This is a genomic window from Gemmobacter nanjingensis, from assembly GCF_014652195.1.
Classification (GTDB): domain Bacteria; phylum Pseudomonadota; class Alphaproteobacteria; order Rhodobacterales; family Rhodobacteraceae; genus Gemmobacter; species Gemmobacter caeni.
In genome coordinates, this window is sequence record NZ_BMYI01000002.1 from 389,704 (window position 1) to 409,243 (window position 19,540).

Genomic DNA, 19,540 nt, shown 5'->3' on the forward strand with positions numbered 1-19,540 from the left:
GCGCGGCAACTTATTGATTTTATTTTTAAATACAGTGTCTTTATTTTGCCGTATTCGGTGCCTCCAAAGGGCACGAAGTCAATAATCTGTCCATCCAGAACCACTATTCAGCCATGATCGGCGCCTAAGCCGATCCTGTACCAGCCTGTCGTCTGCCCGCAGGGGCGGATGGGGGCGGACATGAATTTAGAAATGGATCGGATAATGGGTCACGCAAGCCCCGGATTGCCTTTGTTGCCGAACCGCCCGCCGCTTTGGCGGGGTGCCGGAACATGCCCGCTTGCCGCCGTTTCTTTTCCGCCTTCCCTCCCTCAAACCGTGAACGAGTGACGCCATGCCGGTTGCAACCGAACTTTCGATCAATACCGCCGCAACTGCGGAGCAGATGTTCAATGCCATCTTCGGGAATGGCGTCCAGCTTGTCAGCGGTACGGCGACCTACAGCGGGGCGGCGGCTTCCTCGGCGACCTATACCGGCGCGCTGACCACGATTGCGGGGGTTTCGCCCACGGACACCGGGGTGATCCTGTCAACCGGCAATGCGGCGGATTTCACCAACAGCTCGGGGACGACAAACACCAACGTCAATACCAACACCGGCACCGACATGGCCGGCGGTGTGGACGGCGACGCGCAACTCAATGCGGTGTCCGGGGTCAATACCTATGACGGCGCGATCCTTCAGGCCAGCTTCGTGCCTGACGGTGACATGATCACGATGCAGTTCGTGTTCGCCTCGGAGGAATACCCGGAATACATCAACCAGGGCGTCAACGATGCCTTCGGCGTCTGGGTCAACGGGGTTTTCGCCCCGATCAGTGTCTCGACCTCGGGCAATGTGGCCATCGATACGGTGAACTCTGGCTTCAACAAGAACCTTTATCGCGACAATACCGCCGATCAGTATAACACCGAGATGGACGGCCTGACCTATGTGCTGTCGATCAAGGCGCCGGTGAATGCGGGGCAGGTGAACACGATCAAGATCGGCATCGCGGATGGCGGCGACGCGGTCTACGATTCCAACCTGCTCATCATGGGCGACAGCGTGCAGACCTATACGCTGGCCAATGATGATACGGTCAACTTGCTGACCAATTCGTCGCGCAGCTTCGACATTCTGGCGAACGACGAACATCCCTCCGGCTCGAACCTGACCATCACCAAGATCAATGGCCAGAATGTCGTGGCGGGGCAGACGATCACCCTGCCGTCAGGCCAGCAGGTCCGGCTGAACGCGGATGGCACGATCACCATTTTCTCGAACGGGACGACCGGGAATGAACCGTTTTCCTATACCGTTTCCGACGGGATGGGAAATACCGATGTTGGCTTCGTCACCATCCATACTTCGACCTCGGTGACGAAGGATGGCATCGTTTCGGGCACGTCGGGCAATGACGTGATCGACACGAACTATACCGGCGACCCGGATGGCGACCGGATCGACAACAATGACGGTCTGGGAGTGCAGGGCACGACCGGCAACGCCGACCTTGTCTATGCGGGGGCAGGTAATGATACCGTCACCTCCGGCGAGGGAAATGACATTGTCTATGGCGGCAGTGGCAATGACTCGATCTCCGGCGGCAACGGGTCGGACCGGCTGTATGGCGACGAGGGCGCGGACACGATTTCCGGCGGGGCCGGAAACGATCTGATCCACGGCGACGACGGCAATGACTCGCTGCTGGGCGATGCCGGGAACGACACGTTGTTCGGCGATGCGGGGAATGACACGCTGAATGGCGGCCTTGGCAATGACAGCCTGTCCGGCGGGGCCGGGGATGACCGCTTCTACCTGACAAATGGTGGCACTGGCGAGTCAGACACCGTAGTGGGCGGCGAAACCGGCGAAACGGCGGGCGACGCGCTGGACGGCAGCCTTATCTCCACCGGCATCAACGTGACCTTCTCGGGCAACGAGAATGGCACCGCAACCTATACCGGCGGCTCCACCACCTTCTCGGAGATCGAGAACGTCTATGGGGGCAGCGGCAACGACACGATCAACGCCGCCTCCAGCACGACCGGGCACCTGCTGGACGGCGGGGCGGGCAATGACAGCATCACCGGCGGCTCCGGGGCCGAAAGCCTTTATGGCGGCATCGGCAATGACACGATCACCGGCGGCGGCGGCGCGGATGTGCAAAGCGGTGGCGCGGGAGATGACAAGTTCGTCCTCTCCGGCAGCTATGGCAATGACACGATCCTCGGCGGCGAGACCTCTGAAACCACGGGCGACAGCATCGACGCCTCGGCGCTGACCACCAATGTGACGCTGACCTTCACGGGGGCCGAAGCGGGCACGCTGTCCTCAACCGGCGGTACCGCCGGGTTTGGCGAGATTGAAAGCATCACGCTCGGATCAGGCAACGATACCGTCTACGGCGGCGTCGGCAACGACAGCGTGGCGACCGGGGCGGGGAATGACTCGATCCTTGCCGGGGCGGGCAATGACACGATTGATGCGGGGGCGGGCAACGACTCTGTCAGCGGGGGCGATGGCAATGACTCGCTGATCGCGGGGGCGGGCAATGATACAGTCGATGGTGGCACCGGCAACGATACCCTGGACGGCGGCGCGGGGAATGATGTGCTTTATGGCGGGGCGGGCAATGACCTGCTGACCGGCGGCGCGGATGCCGATACGATCTGGGGTGGCGCGGGCGACACGATCATTGGCGGCGAAACCGGCAATGACAATGACGTGCTGGTGGTCGAGGCGGGTTCGACCATCACCTATGCGGGCGGCGACAACGAATCCGGCACTATCGCGCTGGCCTCGGGCGGTACGCTGACCTTCAGCCAGATCGAGCGGATCGTCTTTGCCGGGCCGGTGGACGGCACGGCCGGGAACGATGTGATGAATCCCGGCTATACCGATGTGAACGGCGATCAGATCGACGGGACCGACGGGCTGAACGATACGATCTATGGCTATGGCGGGGATGACCAGATCGCTGCGGGCCTGGGCAATGATACGGTTTATGGCGGCACCGGCAACGATACGGTTGCGGGCGGCGCGGGCAATGACAGCGTGCTGGGCGAAACCGGCAATGACGTCCTGGCCGGGGGCGACGGCAATGACACGCTGGATGGGGGCGACGGCAATGACAGCCTGGCCGGTGACGCCGGGGATGATCTGGTCTATGGCGGCGCGGGCAATGATACACTCACGGCAGGGCTGACCACCGGGGGCACCGGCAACGACACGCTTTATGGCGGCACCGGCAATGACGTGTTCACCATTGCGGGCGATGCGGGCACCGTGACGGCAGTGGGCGGCGAGAATCCCGGTGATCTGGACCGGCTTGAGCTGACGGCAGCCGGATCGGGCGTCAACGTCAACTTCAGCGGGACGGAATCGGGCAGCTTCACCTTCGGCAGCGGTGCTTCAGGCACCTTTTCCGAGATGGAGCAACTGGTCACCACTGACCTGAACGACAACGTCAATGCCTCGGCCGCGACCGGCAATACCCAGATCTTCACCGGGGGCGGCGCCGATTTCGTCACGGGCGGCACCGGCAATGACTACATCGACGCCGGAAGCGGCAATGACGAGGTATTTGCCGGGGCGGGCCATGATTCCATCATCGGTGGCACCGGCAATGACAACCTCTATGGCGGTGACGGCAACGACACCGTTCTGGGCGGCGACGGCAATGACTACATGCAGGGCGATGCGGGCAATGACTCGCTCGATGCCGGCGACGGGGATGACTTCCTGCGCGGCGACGCCGGGAATGATGTGGTCTATGGCGGTGCGGGGAACGATTCTGTCTATGGCGGGGCCGATGACGACTCGGTCTTTGGCGGCGCTGGCGACGATCACGTCTTTGGCGGCTATGGCACCGACACCGTCTTTGGTGGCGCGGGCAACGACAGCGTTACCGGCTCGGGTGGCGATGACATCGTTCATGGCGATGAAGGCGACGACCTGCTGCAAGGCTCGGACGGCAATGACACGATCTACGGCGGCACCGGCAACGACACGATGCTGGGCGAGGAGGACGCCGACGTCTTCTATGGCGGCGCAGGCGACTATGTCGATGGTGGCGAGGCAGTCACCACCGGCACCGACAATGATACGCTTCATGTCACGAACATCGACCATATCGCCTGGGATCTGCTGAACCCCGAAAACGGCGTGGTGCATTACGCCTCGGGTGAAACGCTCCAGTTCTTCAACATCGAAAATCTGTTCGTGGATGGCGCACAGGTTTTCCCGCCCGATTTCATCGTCGAGGGCACCTCGGGCAATGATCTGATCGACGGGTCTTACACGGGCGACCCTGAAGGCGATATGATCGACGCCAATGACAACCAGTTCGGCAATGCCGACGACGTGGTCAAGGCGGGCGCTGGCGACGATACCGTGCGCGCAGGCGATGGCGCGGATCAGGTTTATGGCGAGGCCGGGAATGACCTGCTGGAAGGCGGCGCGGGCAATGACACGGTCTATGGCGGCGAGGGGGACGATGCCCTTTATGGCGAGGGCGGTTCGGATTCGCTGCTGGGCGACGCCGGAGAGGATACACTGGTCGGCGGTCTGGGCGATGACACGCTGGCGGGCGGCGCCGACAATGACGTGTTGCAGGGCGACGAGGGCAATGACGTCCTTGATGGCGGCACGGGCGACGACTCGCTGACCGGCGGCAGCGGCACCGACAGCCTGTCTGGTGGCGGTGGCAGCGATACGCTTTACGGTGGCAGCGAGGCCGATACGCTGGATGGCGGCGACGGCAATGACCGGCTGTTCGGTGGGCTGGACAATGACCTGCTGACCGGCGGTATCGGCAATGACATGCTGTCCGGCGATGCGGGCGACGATCAGCTTTACGGCGGCGCGGGTAATGACATGCTCAGCGGCGGCGCGGGCAATGATCTGCTCGACGGTGGCGCCGGGGATGACAACATCCAGCTTGACGGCGGAGCCGATACCGTTGCCGGTGGCGATGACCGCGATACGATCACCCTTGGCGCCGGGGCCGGGATCGGCGCGGTGGTCGATGGCGGGAACGGCGGCGATGATTTCGACACCCTTGACCTCAGCGCCTGGGGCAAGGATCTGACGAACATCATCTACGACAGTGCCAATCCCGAAAATGGCACCGTCCAGTTCCTTGATACCGACGGCAATGTCATCGGGACTATGACCTTCACTGATATCGAGAAGGTCATACCCTGTTTCACGCCGGGCAGCCTTATCGTGACAGAGCGGGGCGAGGTTCGGGTGGAACAGCTTGAGGAAGGTGATCTGGTTCTCACCCGTGACAACGGCTATCAGCCAGTCCGCTGGATCGGGCGCCGCGATCTATCGGGGGCCGAATTGCAGGCCCATCCCAATTTCGCGCCTGTGCGCATCGCGCGCGGTGCGCTGGGGGGGGAACTGCCGCTGCGCGACATGATGGTCAGCCCGCAGCACCGCATCCTGTTTACCGGCCACCGGGCGGAGATGCTGTTCGGCGAGCATGAGGTTCTGGTGGCAGCGACCCACCTGACCGGCCTGTCCGGAGTCACGCGAGCGATGCCGCAGCAGGTCAGCTATATTCACCTGATGTTCGACCGGCACGAAATCGTGCGGGCCGATGGCGCCTGGAGCGAGAGCTTCCAGCCCGGCGACATGACGCTGGCGGGCATGGATGATGCACAGCGCAATGAACTTCTGGCGCTGTTCCCCGAACTGGCAGCCGGGCAGTATCGCCCGTTCCTGTCGGCCAGGCGCAGCCTGCGGGCACATGAGGCGCGGGTCTTGCTGATGGCCTGAGGGGGGGCTAACGCCCCTGCCGCCAGAGCGCCCAGTCCTCGGGCGTGTCCAGATCGGTCAGCGCTGCCCGGCCGGGCAGCGGAACCAGCCGCAGGCGCCCGCGATGGGCGGCGATAACCGCACGCGCGCCTTCGTCGCCATTCAGCCGGGCCAGTTCCGGCAGCAGATCCGCCGGAAAGATCACCGGATGACCGGGGGTGTCGCCACTGGCTCCGCGCAGGATTGCCTCCGGCGCAGCGGATTGCGCGGCCTGCATCTGTCGCAGCGCTTCCCGGTCCAGTTCCGGCATATCGGCGGGCAGGATCATCACCGGGCCGTCCAGCCCGGCAATGCCTGCACGCAGCGAGGCCGACATGCCGCTGGCGGCGTCACGGGCAATCACGATCCCGACCGCCAGACCCTTTAGCACCGCCTGCCGCTCTGGCCGGTCTGCTGGCAGCACCACGCGCACCGGCCCGCCCGCGCGGATCGCGGCCTCTGCGAGGCGGCGCAGCAGGGGCTGCCCCTCCACCACTTCCAGCAGCTTGTCGCCGCCACGCATCCGGCTGGACGCGCCAGCGGCAAGGATCACGGTCGTCAGCAACACTCCGCCCTCCCTGACAGAAACCCCCGGCCGGGACCGGGGGCAGATTTCCTGCTGAAGAAATTTGCAGAAGCTTTCGACGGATTTTGCGCCCGCCTGTCAAGCTGCGCGTGGTGTGTCAGCCGCGCATCCGTGCGCCATCCCCATCCCACAGCGGTGCCAGATGTACTGTTGCGGTGCGGCGTTCGCCCAGAATTTCGATCTCACAGACGAGCCCGTCCTGCACCTTGTCGGCGGGGAGGAAGCCCATGGCGACCGATTTCCCGGTCCAGTGGCTGAACCCGCCCGAGGTGCAGAAACCCACCACCGCGCCGTCCAGCCAGATCGGCTCCCATGCCACCACATCGGCATCCGCTGCATCGACGATGAAGCTGACCAGACGCCGCTTCGGCCCGGCCTCCTTTTCCGCCAGCGCGGCGGCTTTGCCGATGAAGTCCTTGTTCCAGCGCATGAAACGGTCAAGCCCGGTTTCGGCCGGCGTATAATCCGGGCTGAACTCGCGCCCCCAGCTTCCGAACCATTTGTCCAGCCGCAGCGACATCATCGCCCGCATGCCGAAGGGCCGCAGGCCCAGATCCTGCCCGGCGGACCAGAGCGTATGCCAGAGGTGCCGCACCGACATATGGTCGGTGTAGATTTCGAACCCCAGATCAGCGGTGTAGCTGACGCGCTGCACGATGCAATTGGCCATCCCGATGGTCATGCGCTTCACATCCATGAAGCGGAAGGCTTCGGCACTGACATCGGCTCGGGTGACACGGGCCAGCAACTCGCGCGCCTTCGGCCCGGCGATCTGGAAGCCCGAGCGCGCGTCCGAGATATTCTCGACCGTCACGCCCTCTTCCAGATGCTGTTCGAACCAGCGGCCGTGCCAGCCCTGCGCGCCATAGCTGGCGGTCAGTTGGAATTCGGTTTCTGACAGGCAGGAGACGGTGAAATCGCCGATGATCTTGCCGCTTTCCGCCAGCATCGGCGTCAGCGACAGCCGCCCCGGTTTCGGGATCGCGCCTGCCATGATCCGGTCGAGCCAGGCGCGCGCCTTCGGCCCCTTCACCAGATATTTGCCGAAGTTCTGCACCTCGTTGATGCCGACGCCCTCGCGCACCGCCAGCACCTCCTGACGCGTCGCCTCCCAGGCGTTGGAGCGTTTGAAGGTCGGCGTTTCCAGCCGCGGCTCGCCGGGCAGCGCGTGATAGTTCACCACTTCCAGCCCGTATTGCTGGCCCCAGACGGCATTCATACCGTCGAAGATGTCATACATCGGCGTGGTGCGGAAGGGCCGGGCAGCGGGGCGTTCCTCGTTCGGATAGGACACGTTGAAGCGCATCTGATAGTTTTCGATGACCTTCGGCACGGTATAGCCCGGCGAAGTCCAGTTGCCGAAGCGTGCCACGTCGAAGCCACGCGGGTCGCGCTCGACCTCGCCCTCGATCATCCATTGCGCCAGTGCAAGGCCCATGCCGCCGCCCTGGCTGAAGCCTGCCATCACCGCGCAGGCGGACCAGTAGTTACGCAGCCCCGGCACCGGCCCGATCAGCGGGTTGCCATCGGGGGCGAAGGTGAAGGGGCCATGGATGACCCGCTTCACGCCCGAGCGTTCCAGCACCGGGAAGCGGCGATAGGCGAAGGCGACGCTGTCCTCGATCTTGTCCCATTGCTCGTTCAGGAGTTCATGGCCGAAATTCCACGGTGTGCCGTCAACGCTCCACGGCTCACACGGCTTTTCATAGAAGCCGATGCACAGACCGCGCCCTTCCTGCCGCAGATAGCTTTCGCCGCCGGGGTCCATCACATGCGGGAATTCGCGGCCCGATTTCAGGATGTCCATGATTTCGGGAATGTCGTCGGTGACGAGGTATTGGTGCGCCATCGGCAAGAGCGGCAGGTAGACGCCCGCCATCGCGCCGATCTCGCGCGCCCAGAGGCCGCCGGCATTCACCACATGTTCCGCGATGATCGTGCCCTTTTCGGTGACGACCTCCCATGACCCATCGGGGCGCGGGTTGGTTTCCAGCACGCGGTTGTGCAGAACGATCTCGGCCCCGCCCATCCGTGCGGCCTTGGCATAGGCATGGGTGGTGCCCGACGGGTCCAGATGGCCATCCAGAGGATCGTAGAGCGCGCCGATGATGCCTTCGAGGTTCACCATCCCGTCGGTGAATTTCTCGATCTCGGCCGGGCCGAGAATTTCGGTATCCAGCCCCATGTAGCGGTGCTTGGCGCGTTCGGCCTTTAGCTGTTCAAACCGCGCCGCATTGTCGGCCAGCGTGATGCCGCCGACATGGTGCAGACCGCAGGACATGCCGGTGATCTCTTCCAGTTCTTTATACAGGCGGATCGTATAGCCCTGCAGCGCCGCCATATTGGTGTCGCCGTTCAGCGTGTGAAAGCCGCCCGCCGCATGCCAGGTTGAGCCCGAGGTCAGCTCCGACCGTTCCACCAGCATGACATCGGACCAGCCGAGCTTTGTCAGGTGGTAAAGGACCGAACAGCCGACGACTCCGCCGCCGATGACCAGAACGCGGGTATGGGTTTTCATGGAGGGACTCCCTGCGGGTTTGCGCCAGAATGGCCGGGGCAGGGCAAAGGGTCATGCGGTTTTGCGACGCGAATGTGTCGCAAATATCTGGCGCTCCCGGAAATGCGAAGGGGCGCCCGCAGGCGCCCCTTGCCGGATCGTATCGCTTTCGCTCACTTCTCGGGGATCAGGCCGCGCGGGCTGAAGCGCAGCACCAGCAGCAGGATGATGCCCATGGTCAGCAGGCGCATATGTTGCGCGCTGTCTACCAGATGCGATTTCAGCGGGCCGGGGGCCATTCCGGCGGTGATACCGCCCATGACCATCGGCCCGAGCGTTTCCACGATCAGCCAGAGCCAGCCGACCAGCAGGCCGCCCAGCAGCGCGCCCCAGTTGTTGCCCGAGCCGCCCACGATCACCATGACCCAGATCAGGAAGGTGAATCGCAGCGGCTGGTAGGTGCCGGGGTTCAGGATGCCGTCCATCGAGGTCAGCATGGCGCCCGCGATGCCGATGACCGCGCTGCCGAGGATGAAGATGTGCAGGTGTTTCTTCGTCACATCCTTGCCCATCGCACGGGCGGCGTCTTCGTTGTCGCGGATGGCGCGCATCATGCGGCCCCAGGGACTGTTGAGCGCGCGTTCCGACAGCCAGATCAAGAGGCCCAGAACGATGAGGATCATCACCATGTAGCAGAGCTTCACCACCACAGACGAGGCCGAAACCGGATCAAAGCCCCAGTTCGTCGCCAGTTCAAGGAAGCGTGGATTCTGTTGCAGGCTGACCTCGTAAGGCACCGGCCAGGGCCGTTCCTTCAGGTCCATCATCTTGACGCCGCGCGCCAGCCAGTCCTCGTTCTTCATCACCGCAACGATGATTTCGGCGATGCCCAGCGTGGCGATGGCCAGATAGTCGGACCGCAGCCCAAGCGCCGTCTTGCCGATGCCCCAGGCGGCCAGTGCGGCCAGCAGGCCACCCGCAGGCCAGGCCAGCAGAACCGGCAGGCCAAGGCCGCCAAGGTTGCCCTGGATCGTCGGGTTGATCGCCTCCACCGCATCGACAGCCGGGTCAAAGACCGCGCGGAACAGGAAGAAGCCCCCGACCAGCAGCGCGACCGTTGCAAGGCTGCGGGCGCGGCCCTTAACCATGCGGCGGCGCAGGAAGATCGTGGCGGCGATCGTCAGGGCGCCCAGGGCGAGACCGGCAAGAATGCCGAAGCCGCCAGCGGACCATGCCTCGGGCACGGGGCGCGAGTTCACCAGCACCACGGCCAGACCGCCCAGCGCGGCAAAGCCCATGACGCCGGTGTTGAACAGACCCGCATAGCCCCACTGGATATTCACCCCCAGCGCCATGATGGAAGAGACCAGTGCGAAGTTCAGGATCAGCAGCGTCTGGTTCCAGCTGGTCAGCACCAGCCCGGTAAACAGAAACAGCGCCACAACGCCCGCGAAGAGATAAAGGTTCTTCGACATCAGACCGATTTCCCCTTGAACAGGCCCGTAGGCATGAAGATCAGCACCAGAATGAGGATCGAGAAGCTGACCGCGAATTTGTAATCGGTCGACATCAGTTGCAGCAGACCATCCGGCGCCATGCTGTCAGGCAGCAGATAGGTCGCCACCTTTTTCCAGGCATAGGTCACCATCACTTCGGAAAAGGCGATCACGAAGCCCCCGGCAATCGCCCCCAGCGGGCTGCCCAGACCGCCGACGATGGCTGCGGCAAAGATCGGCAGCAGAAGCTGGAAATAGGTGAAGGGTTTGAAGCTCTTGTCGAGGCCATAGAGCACGCCCGCGATGGTCGCCATGGCGGCTGCCAGAATCCAGGTCACCTGCACCACGCGGTCGGGGTTGATGCCCGACAGCAGCGCCAGATCCTCGTTATCGGAAAAGGCGCGCATGGATTTGCCGGTGCGAGTCTTTTGCAGGAACCAGAACAGGAAGGCCACGGTCAGCCCGGCGGTCACCACGGTCACGGCCTGCGTCGTCTTGATGGCCAGACCTTCAGTCAGGCCGGTCATGGTCTTGAAATCGCCTGCGGTGATCAGGAAGCGTGCGCCATCGGCAAAGTTCTGATCCTCGACCCCGATGATCAGGCGGACGATGCCGTTCATCACGAACATCACCCCCAGCGAGACGATCACCAGAATGGTCGGTGCGGCCTTCTGCTTGCGATAGAAGCGATAGACCGCACGATCTGTCAGCAGCAGCAGCGTCGCTGTGGCGGCAATGCCGAAGGGCAGGGCCAGCAGGGCGGTGGGCAGCGGACCAAATCCGATACCGATGGATTGAAACCACCAGGTCACGAGGATGGTGACCATGGTGCCAAAGGCCATGGTGTCGCCATGGGCGAAGTTGGAAAACCGCAGGATGCCGTAGATCAGCGTCACACCCAGCGCACCCAGCGCAAGCTGGCTGCCATAAGCGAGGCCCGGAATGAACACGAAGTTGAGGAAAGCCACGAGGGCGTTGAGAATATCCATGGCTCAGCCCCCGAGGAAGGAACGGCGGACCTCCGGGTCGGCCATCAGGGCCTTGCCGGTGTCGGTGAAGCGGTTGGCGCCCTGCACAAGGACATAGCCCTTGTCCGCGATCTCCAGCGCCTGCCGGGCATTCTGTTCCACCATGAGGATGGAAATGCCGGTGCGCGCGATCTCGATGATCCGGTCGAACAACTCGTCCATCACGATGGGCGATACGCCTGCCGTGGGTTCATCCAGCATCAGCACCTTGGGTCGCGTCATCAGCGCGCGTCCGACCGCCACCTGCTGCCGCTGGCCGCCCGAAAGCTCACCCGCCGCCTGATGGCGCTTTTCCTTGAGGATGGGGAACAGGTCATAGACCTGCGCCATGGTATCGGCGAAGCCGTCCTCGCGGATGAAAGCGCCCATTTCCAGATTTTCCTCCACCGTCATCGAGGTGAAGATGTTGTGCGTCTGCGGCACGAAGCCCATGCCCTTGTGGACCCGCGCCTGCGGGGTGAGCGTGGTGATATCCTCGCCATCCAGCACCACACGGCCACCGCGCAGCTTCAGCATGCCGAAGACCGCCTTCATGGCGGTGGATTTGCCCGCGCCGTTCGGGCCCACGATCACCGCGATCTGGCCCTTTTCCACCGCAATGGTGCAGTTGTGCAGGATGTCGGCCGCGCCATAGCCGCCGGTCATACCGTCGCCGATCAGGAAGGGCTCAGCCATGGGCGGCTTCCTCCTTTACCTTGTTCTTCAGGCCGGTGCCCAGATAGGCCTCGATCACCCGTTCGTCGTTCTTCACTTCGTCTACCGTGCCTTGCGCCAGCACCTTGCCCTCGGCCATCACGATGACCGGGTCGCAGAGGCGGGCGATGAAATCCATGTCATGTTCGATGACGCAGAAGGTGTAGCCGCGTTCCTGGTTCAGCCGCACGATGGCGTCGCCGATGGTGTTCAGCAGCGTGCGGTTCACGCCTGCGCCCACCTCGTCAAGGAACACGATCTTCGCATCCACCATCATGGTGCGGCCCAGTTCCAGCAGCTTCTTCTGCCCGCCGGAGATCTGGCTGGCCTTCTGGTCGGCCAGATGGCTGATGGTCAGGAACTCCAGCACCTCGTCCGCCTTGTCGCGGATGCGCGCCTCTTCGGCGGCGACCGAGCTGCGGCGGAACCAGGCGTTCCACAGCCGTTCGCCCGATTGCAGCGCGGGCACCATCATCAGGTTCTCGCGCACCGTCATCGAGCCGAACTCATGCGCGATCTGGAAGGTGCGCAACAGGCCCTTGCCGAACAGTTCGTGCGGCGGCAGGCCGGTGATATCCTCGCCCGCCATCAGGACGCGGCCCGAGGTCGGCTGGTATCTTCCGGCGATGACATTGAAAAGTGTGGTCTTGCCCGCGCCGTTCGGACCGATCAGCCCGGTGATCGAGCCTTTCCGGATTTCGAGCGAGGCACCGTCGACGGCATGGAAGCCCCCGAAATGCTTGTGCAGATTTTCGACAACGATCATCCGTTATCTTCCCCCAAGGTGCCGGGTTCGTGCTTCGGAGTTGGTCCCCGATAGCCCTGTGGCACATGCGTTACGGCAACGGCCCGGGGAGCACCCGGGCCGCACCTTATGGTCGTATCGACCGCGATCAGCGGAACTTGTCGGTCACGAAAGCGCCGTCGGTGACGGAATATTCGCGGAAGTTGCCAGCGGATTCACCGGGCCCGATCAGTTCCACGGCGGTGGCACCAACGTAGTCGATGTCCTTGCCTTCCTTGATCAGGTCAAGCGCCTTGCCCAGTTCGCCCGGCAGGATCTGCTCGCCCGGACCGTTGGCCACGTCGAACACTTTCTTCGACCATTCCTTCGAGTCGGTCGAACCAGCCGCCTGCATGGCCAGCATCATCAGCGCCGCCGCATCATAGCTTTCGCCGGAATAGGCGGTGGCACCGTCGAAGCCCGAAGCATTCGAGATCTCGACATATTTCGCCGCGCCGGGGCTGTCAGTGCCGGGCACGTCGCCGTAGGAGCCGTTCAGCGGCGCGCCGATGGCGTCGATCAGGCTCTGACCATACATGCCGTCGGGCAGGAAGAAGGTCGAGAAGGCGCCGGAGTCGACCGCAGCCTGGATCATGCCCTTGCCGCCCTGGTCGACATAGCCCGCAACCACCAGAACCTCGCCGCCAGCCGAGGACAGCGCCGCGATTTCAGCCGAATAGTCGGCCTTGCCGTCTTCATGCGGCGCGGCCAGCGTGACCTTGCCGCCCTTGGCCTCGAAAGCCTTCTGGAAGCTTTCGGCAACGCCCTTGCCGTAGTCGTTGTTGGTGTAGGTGACAGCAGCTTCCTTCACGCCACGGTCCGAGATGATGTCGGCCATCACCTCGCCCTGACGGGCGTCGGACGGGGCAGTGCGGAAGAACAGGCCGTCATCTTCGGCCGCCGACAGCGCGGGCGAGGTCGCCGAGGGCGAGATCATGCCAATGCCGTTCGGGCGGGCGACGTTTTGCAGGACTGCGCCGGTCACGCCCGAGCAGTCGCCGCCGACGATGCCGGAAACCTTGTCAGAGGTCACCAGACGCTCGGCTGCCGATTGTGCCGCAGCGGCGTCGACGCAGGTGGTGTCGCCGCGCACCGGGGTGACGGTCGCGCCATCCAGCAGCTTGCCGGATTCGCTGACTTCCTTCATCGCAAGTTCCGCACCGTTGGCCATGTTCGGCACGGTGGATTCCAGCGGGCCGGTGAAGCCCAGCAGAACACCGATCTTCACTTCTTCGGCCGATGCGGCCCCCGCAACAAGAGCGGTCGCCGCGGTGGCAAGCAGCAGTTTTTTCATTTTTGACTCCCATGTCGGACGTGTCTGTGTCCAAGGCTAGAATGCAGGAGGATAAAAGGAAAGTGCCCAATTGACAGGCTTATGCCGATCCTCCGCGCAGACTGACGCCAGATTGCCGTGCGGTTTGGTTCCCGCAAGAGAAAAGGCCGGGTTTCGTCATTTCGCCCGTATGATCCGGCGATTTGCTGGTCATGCGGCGGCTCCGGCCTAACTCTGACCGACAGGGCAAGGAGTTGACGATGCGTCATTTTCGCTATGCGGCGGTTGTAGGTCTGGGCGTCATGCTCGCGGGTGGTGTGATCGCGGGCGAAGTGCAGACTTCGGCCGGCGTGATGCAGATTTCCCCGGTTGCCACCGGATTCGAGGAGCCCTGGGCTTTGGCCTTCCTGCCGGATGGCGCGGTGCTGGTGACCGAGCGGGCAGGCCAACTGACCTTGCTGCGGGGCGAGACGCGCCAGGTCATCGCGGGGCTGCCTGAGGTTTTCGCCCGTGGGCAGGGGGGATTGCTGGATGTTCTGGTGCCGCGCGATTTCGCGCAAAGCCGTGAAATCTGGCTCAGCCTCGCCGCGCCCGTGAAGGGCGGTGCGGCGACCGCCGTGGGGCGCGGCCACCTCTCGCAGGATGAGACGCGGCTGGAGGATTTCCGGCTGATGTTTACCGCCGAGGGCTATCGCGGCGGGCGGCATTTCGGCGCCCGGCTGGTGGAGGTGCCGGATGGCACGCTGTTCCTGACCACCGGCGACCGGGGCACCGGCCCTGCGGGCATGGCGGCGCAGCAGGCGACGAAGGCGGCTGGCAAGATCATCCACCTGAACCGCGACGGCAGCCCGGCGACGTCCTTGCCGGGCTGGCAACCCGGCGTCTATTCGCTGGGGCACCGCAATGTTCAGGGCGCCGAGCTGGCGCCGGATGGGCGCTTGCTGACCGTCGAACATGGCGCACGCGGCGGGGATGAGGTGAACGCAGTGCAGCCGGGGCGCAACTATGGCTGGCCCGTCATCAGCTACGGCGTGAACTATGATGACAGCCCCATTGGCGAGGGCACCCGGAAAGAGGGGATGGAGCAGCCCCTGCATTACTGGGACCCTTCCATAGCGCCCTCTGGCCTGATGGTCTATTCCGGCGCGCTGGTGCCTGACTGGACGGGCGATCTGTTCACCGGCAGCCTGAACAGCGGTTTCCTCAGCCGACTGGACCCCGACAGGCCTGCCGGGACCGGATTTGCCGAAGAGCGTATCGCCGCGGAGGAAACCGGCCGTCTGCGCGATGTGGCCGAAGGGCCGGATGGTGCGATCTGGTTCCTGTCAGTGGAAAACGGCGCGCTTTATCGCATGGCGCCCTGAGGCAAAGGTGCTGGACGGCGGGCGCTGTCTGCGCCAGATTTGGACCGTATTGCCCGGAGGCCCGCATGACCGCTGTCGATGCCGTGAAATCGGCCTATCGCAATTATGCCAGTTTTGAGGGCCGCGCGGCGCGGTCGGACTTCTGGTGGTTCGTGCCGTTTCAGATCGTTGTCGCGGCACTGATCTCGCAGATCGACGGTACCAGCCAGATGATAACGGGGCCGGGCATGATGCGTTATACCTATTCGCCGGGCCTTTTGGGGGCGATCTGGCATCTGGTGAATCTTTTGCCGATTCTGGCGCTCGGGGCGCGGCGGCTGCATGATCTTGGCAAATCAGGCTGGTGGCTGCTGCTGGGGCTGATCCCTATGATCGGGGTGCTGTTCCTGCTTGCCTGGGCCAGCCTGCGCGGCACGGCGGGTCCGAATGCCTATGGGCCGGACCCGCTGGCCGTCTGACGCGACCTCAGATCGACAGCCGCGTCCCGATTCCGGGCATCCCGCTCTGGGTTCCGCGCTCGCGGTAGGGCGTGGTATTATAGTGGCTCCGGTAGCATTTCGAAAAATGCGACGGGCTGGCAAAGCCGCAGGCCAGGGCCACGTTGATCACGCTCATATCCGTCTGCATCAGCAGATTGCGCGCCTTTTGCAGCCGCAATTCCATATAATACCGCTTCGGACTGCGGTTCAGGTAGCGGCGGAACAGCCGCTCCAGCTGCCGGGTGGACATGCCCACTTCCTCGGCCAGATCGGCCGGGCTCATCGGGTCTTCGATGTTGTTTTCCATCTTCTGGATGACCTGGCTGAGCTTGGGATGCCGCACGCCGATCCGGGTCGGGATCGACAGACGCTGCGTATCCTGATCGGTGCGGATCGAGCTGTAGATCAGCTGATCAGCCACGGTATTCGCCAGATCCTCGCCATGGTCGGCGGCGATCAGCTTCAGCATGAGGTCGATGGAGGCGGTCCCCCCGGCGGTGGACAGCCGGTTGCCGTCGATCACGAAGACCGATTTGGTCAGCTTGACCTCTTCGAACTCTTCCAGAAATCCGTCCTGGTTTTCCCAGTGGATCGTGGCCTTGCGCCCCTCCAGCAGCCCGGCTTTGGCCAGCGAATAGGCGCCGGTACACAGCCCCCCCATCACCACGCCGCGCCGCGCCTCGCGCCGCAGCCAGCCGGTGACGCCGCGCGTGGTGGCCCGGCCAATGTCGATGCCACCGCAGACCAGCAGGGTATCCTCGCGGTCGATCTCGTCCAGCCCCATGTCGAGCTTGAAGGATGCGCCGTTGGAACAGGTCGCCTCCATCCCGCCTTCGCCCGCCAGTTTCCAGGTATAAATCTGACGCCCCGCAACGCGGTTGGCGATGCGCAGGGGTTCGATCGCGCCGGCAAAAGACAGCATGGTAAAACGGTCCAGCAACAGGAAAATGAAGCGGCGCGGCGCTGCATCCTTGGCGATAGACGTGGCTTTGCGCGGCAGGCTGGACATCATGCGACCCGTTTGCGTCGATTTCGGCACATCTAGGCAGGAAACAGCCCCCCCTTCAAGGGGCGATCCTTGCTTGGCTCTTTGCATTTCCGACACGACTCCTTATAGGCAGTCGGATTACCGCTAACGCACGGAGACACCCCATGACGAAGGGCTGGCAAAAATCGGATTGGCGCGCAAAGCCGCGGGTCCAGATGCCGGACTATCCGGATCAGGCCGCACTCACTGCCGTTGAGGCACAGCTTGCGAAATATCCGCCCCTCGTTTTTGCGGGCGAGGCGCGCCGTCTGAAGAAAGAGCTTGCACTGGCTGCCGAGGGCAAGGCCTTCCTGCTGCAAGGCGGCGACTGTGCCGAAAGCTTCGCCGAATTCAGCGCCGACAATATCCGCGACACGTTCCGCGTCATGCTGCAAATGGCGGTCGTGCTGACCTATGGCGCCAAGGTGCCGGTCATCAAGGTCGGCCGCATGGCGGGCCAGTTCGCCAAGCCGCGTTCGGCGCCGACCGAAGTGGCGGGCGGCGTAGAGCTGCCGAGCTACCGTGGCGATATCATCAACGGCTTCGACTTCACTGCCGATGCCCGCGTGCCCGATCCGGCACGGATGCTGCAGGCATATACCCAGGCGGCGGCCAGTCTGAATCTGCTGCGCGCCTTCTCGACCGGCGGCTTTGCCGACATCCACCGCGTTCACAGCTGGACTCTTGGCTTTGCCGAACATGACAAAGCCGAGCGTTACCGCGAACTGTCGAACCGCATCTCGGACGCGCTCGACTTCATGAATGCAGCCGGGGTGAATTCCGACACCGCGCATGAACTGAGCCGGGTAGACTTCTACACCAGCCACGAGGCGCTGCTGCTGGAGTATGAAGAGGCGCTTTGCCGTGTCGATTCCATCACCGGGCAGAATGTGGCGGGCTCCGGCCATATGATCTGGATCGGCGACCGCACCCGTCAGCCCGACGGCGCCCATGTCGAATTCTGCCGTGGCGTGCTGAACCCTATCGGCCTGAAATGCGGCCCTTCGACCACGGCCGAGGATCTGAAGGTGCTGATGGCGAAGCTGAACCCGGCGAACGAGGCTGGCCGGCTGACCCTGATCGCGCGCTTCGGTGCCGGCAAGGTGGGCGAGCATCTGCCGCGCCTGATCAAGGCCGTTCAGGAAGAAGGTGCCAATGTCGTCTGGTCCTGCGACCCGATGCACGGCAACACCATCAAGGCGGCCTCGGGCTACAAGACCCGGCCCTTCGATTCGGTGCTGCGCGAGGTGCGCGAGTTCTTCGCGATCCACAAGGCTGAGGGCACCATTCCGGGTGGCGTGCATTTCGAGATGACCGGCCAGGACGTGACCGAATGCACCGGCGGCCTGCGGGCTGTAACGGACGAGAACCTGAGCGACCGCTACCACACCGCCTGCGACCCGCGTCTGAACGCCTCGCAATCGCTGGAACTGGCCTTCCTCGTCTCCGAGGAGCTGACTGCGCGCCGCGACGACCAGCGCCGCGTGGCGATGTAATCCGGATCAGCCTGGATCGGATGAAACGGACGGCGCGGGGGGCAACCCTCGCGCCGTTTGCTTTGATGCGGGCATGATCGGGGTCGGCAGTGCTTCGTTGTGGAATAAATTTTCCAATTCTGCTAGCCTGCAGTCAATCTGTCGGGGAGTGATCCATGTCGAATGTTGACGCGTCGGTAGCGGCGCCTGCCAGTGTCGAGGAGTTTCACGATCGTCTGGCGCAGATCGGGGGCGATTTGCCCAAGCGTTTGCGCCAATGCGCCGATCACATCGCCGCGAATGTGGACCGGATCGCCGTGTCGACGGTGGCGGAACTGGCGGCGGGGGCGGATGTGCCGCCCTCGGCCCTGATGCGCTTCTGCCAGATCCTCGGGTTTTCAGGCTTTTCCGAAATGCAGAAGCTGTTTCGCGAGGCCTATGCGCCGGGGCGGCCGGATTATGCAACGCGGCTGAAAAACCTGAAGCAGAACGGGGCGGGCAGCCCGGCAGCGCTTCTGGCGGAATTTGTCGAGGCAGGGCGGCAGAGCCTTGAGGCCCTGGCGAAAGCGACAGACGAAGCCGCGCTCGCGCGGGCGGTCGCTTTGTTGGCCGGGGCCGGGATGCTGCATGTCGCCGGATTCCGCCGGGCCTATCCGGTGTCGAGCTATCTTGCGTATGTCTTTGAGAAAATGTCCGTTCCGGCGATGTTGCACGATGGGGCGGGCAAGCTCGATCACAGGTTTGCGTTGCGCGCGGGCGATGCGCTGGTCGCCATCACCTTCGCGCCCTATTCCGAGGAAACGCTGGCTTTGGCGACCGAGGCGCGGGAGCGGGGCGTTGCAGTGGTGGCAATCACCGATCATGCCTCAAGCCCGCTGGTGCCGCTTTCGGATGCCATCCTGACCGTGCCAGAGGTGGATTTCGGGGCATTCCGTTCGCTTTCGGCAACCATTGCGCTCGCTCTGGCCCTGGCCGTTTCCGTGGGGAGTGCGCGGGACAGCGCGTGAAACTGCTTTCTTTGCAGATCAAAATGGAATAAATATTCCATTA

13 protein-coding genes are annotated in these 19,540 nt (G+C 63.6%); 5 read left to right on the forward strand and 8 right to left on the reverse strand.

Annotated features, from left to right (window positions below; all coding sequences use genetic code 11):
- Positions 1 to 334: 334 nt before the first annotated feature.
- Complete coding sequence (locus IE126_RS26265; protein WP_189380547.1) at positions 335 to 5,770, forward strand: Hint domain-containing protein; 5,436 nt, start codon at positions 335 to 337, stop codon at positions 5,768 to 5,770.
- 7 nt (positions 5,771 to 5,777) lie between these two features.
- Here the strand turns inward: IE126_RS26265 and IE126_RS06955 are convergent, their stop codons facing one another.
- The 7 genes from IE126_RS06955 to IE126_RS06985 form a co-directional block, all read right to left on the reverse strand.
- A complete protein-coding gene (locus IE126_RS06955) occupies positions 5,778 to 6,311 on the reverse strand; it encodes a nucleotidyltransferase family protein (protein ID WP_189380634.1) in 534 nt (177 codons plus the stop codon).
- 160 nt (positions 6,312 to 6,471) lie between these two features.
- The gene (locus IE126_RS06960) at positions 6,472 to 8,892 is read right to left on the reverse strand and encodes a GcvT family protein (RefSeq protein WP_189380548.1); all 2,421 of its coding nucleotides are present in this window, start codon (positions 8,890 to 8,892) and stop codon (positions 6,472 to 6,474) included.
- Positions 8,893 to 9,044: 152 nt separating this feature from the next.
- On the reverse strand, positions 9,045 to 10,346 hold the full coding sequence (locus IE126_RS06965) for a branched-chain amino acid ABC transporter permease (protein WP_189380549.1): 1,302 nt from the start codon (positions 10,344 to 10,346) through the stop codon (positions 9,045 to 9,047).
- Positions 10,346 to 11,356, reverse strand: a complete 1,011-nt coding sequence (locus IE126_RS06970; protein ID WP_189380550.1) for a branched-chain amino acid ABC transporter permease — start codon at positions 11,354 to 11,356, stop codon at positions 10,346 to 10,348. The genes IE126_RS06965 and IE126_RS06970 overlap by 1 nt, the downstream gene beginning before the upstream one ends.
- A gap of 3 nt (positions 11,357 to 11,359) precedes the next feature.
- Positions 11,360 to 12,070 (reverse strand): ABC transporter ATP-binding protein, encoded by a 711-nt coding sequence (locus tag IE126_RS06975; RefSeq protein WP_054303464.1) that lies wholly within the window; start codon positions 12,068 to 12,070, stop codon positions 11,360 to 11,362.
- A complete protein-coding gene (locus IE126_RS06980) occupies positions 12,063 to 12,854 on the reverse strand; it encodes an ABC transporter ATP-binding protein (RefSeq protein WP_189380551.1) in 792 nt (263 codons plus the stop codon). Before IE126_RS06980 ends, IE126_RS06975 begins: the two co-directional genes overlap by 8 nt.
- Positions 12,855 to 12,981: 127 nt before the next feature.
- Entirely contained in the window at positions 12,982 to 14,166 is a 1,185-nt protein-coding gene (locus tag IE126_RS06985) for an ABC transporter substrate-binding protein (RefSeq protein ID WP_054303466.1), read from the reverse strand.
- A 239-nt stretch (positions 14,167 to 14,405) separates the two neighbouring features.
- On the opposite strand from IE126_RS06985, the gene IE126_RS06990 reads away from it, so the two are divergent.
- Complete coding sequence (locus IE126_RS06990) at positions 14,406 to 15,509, forward strand: PQQ-dependent sugar dehydrogenase (protein WP_189380552.1); 1,104 nt, start codon at positions 14,406 to 14,408, stop codon at positions 15,507 to 15,509.
- Positions 15,510 to 15,574: 65 nt separating this feature from the next.
- On the forward strand, positions 15,575 to 15,967 hold the full coding sequence (locus IE126_RS06995; protein ID WP_189380553.1) for a DUF805 domain-containing protein: 393 nt from the start codon (positions 15,575 to 15,577) through the stop codon (positions 15,965 to 15,967).
- A 7-nt stretch (positions 15,968 to 15,974) separates the two neighbouring features.
- Here the strand turns inward: IE126_RS06995 and IE126_RS07000 are convergent, their stop codons facing one another.
- Positions 15,975 to 16,997, reverse strand: a complete 1,023-nt coding sequence (locus IE126_RS07000) for a GlxA family transcriptional regulator (RefSeq protein ID WP_054303468.1) — start codon at positions 16,995 to 16,997, stop codon at positions 15,975 to 15,977.
- A 143-nt stretch (positions 16,998 to 17,140) separates the two neighbouring features.
- Here IE126_RS07000 and IE126_RS07005 point away from each other — a divergent pair, with 143 nt between their 5' ends.
- Both IE126_RS07005 and IE126_RS07010 read left to right on the forward strand, forming a co-directional pair.
- Positions 17,141 to 18,511, forward strand: coding sequence for a class II 3-deoxy-7-phosphoheptulonate synthase (locus IE126_RS07005; RefSeq protein WP_054303469.1), 1,371 nt, complete (start codon positions 17,141 to 17,143; stop codon positions 18,509 to 18,511).
- A gap of 155 nt (positions 18,512 to 18,666) precedes the next feature.
- Positions 18,667 to 19,497: a MurR/RpiR family transcriptional regulator gene (locus IE126_RS07010; protein WP_054303470.1), complete on the forward strand. Its 831-nt coding sequence runs from the start codon at positions 18,667 to 18,669 to the stop codon at positions 19,495 to 19,497.
- Positions 19,498 to 19,540 lie beyond the last annotated feature (43 nt).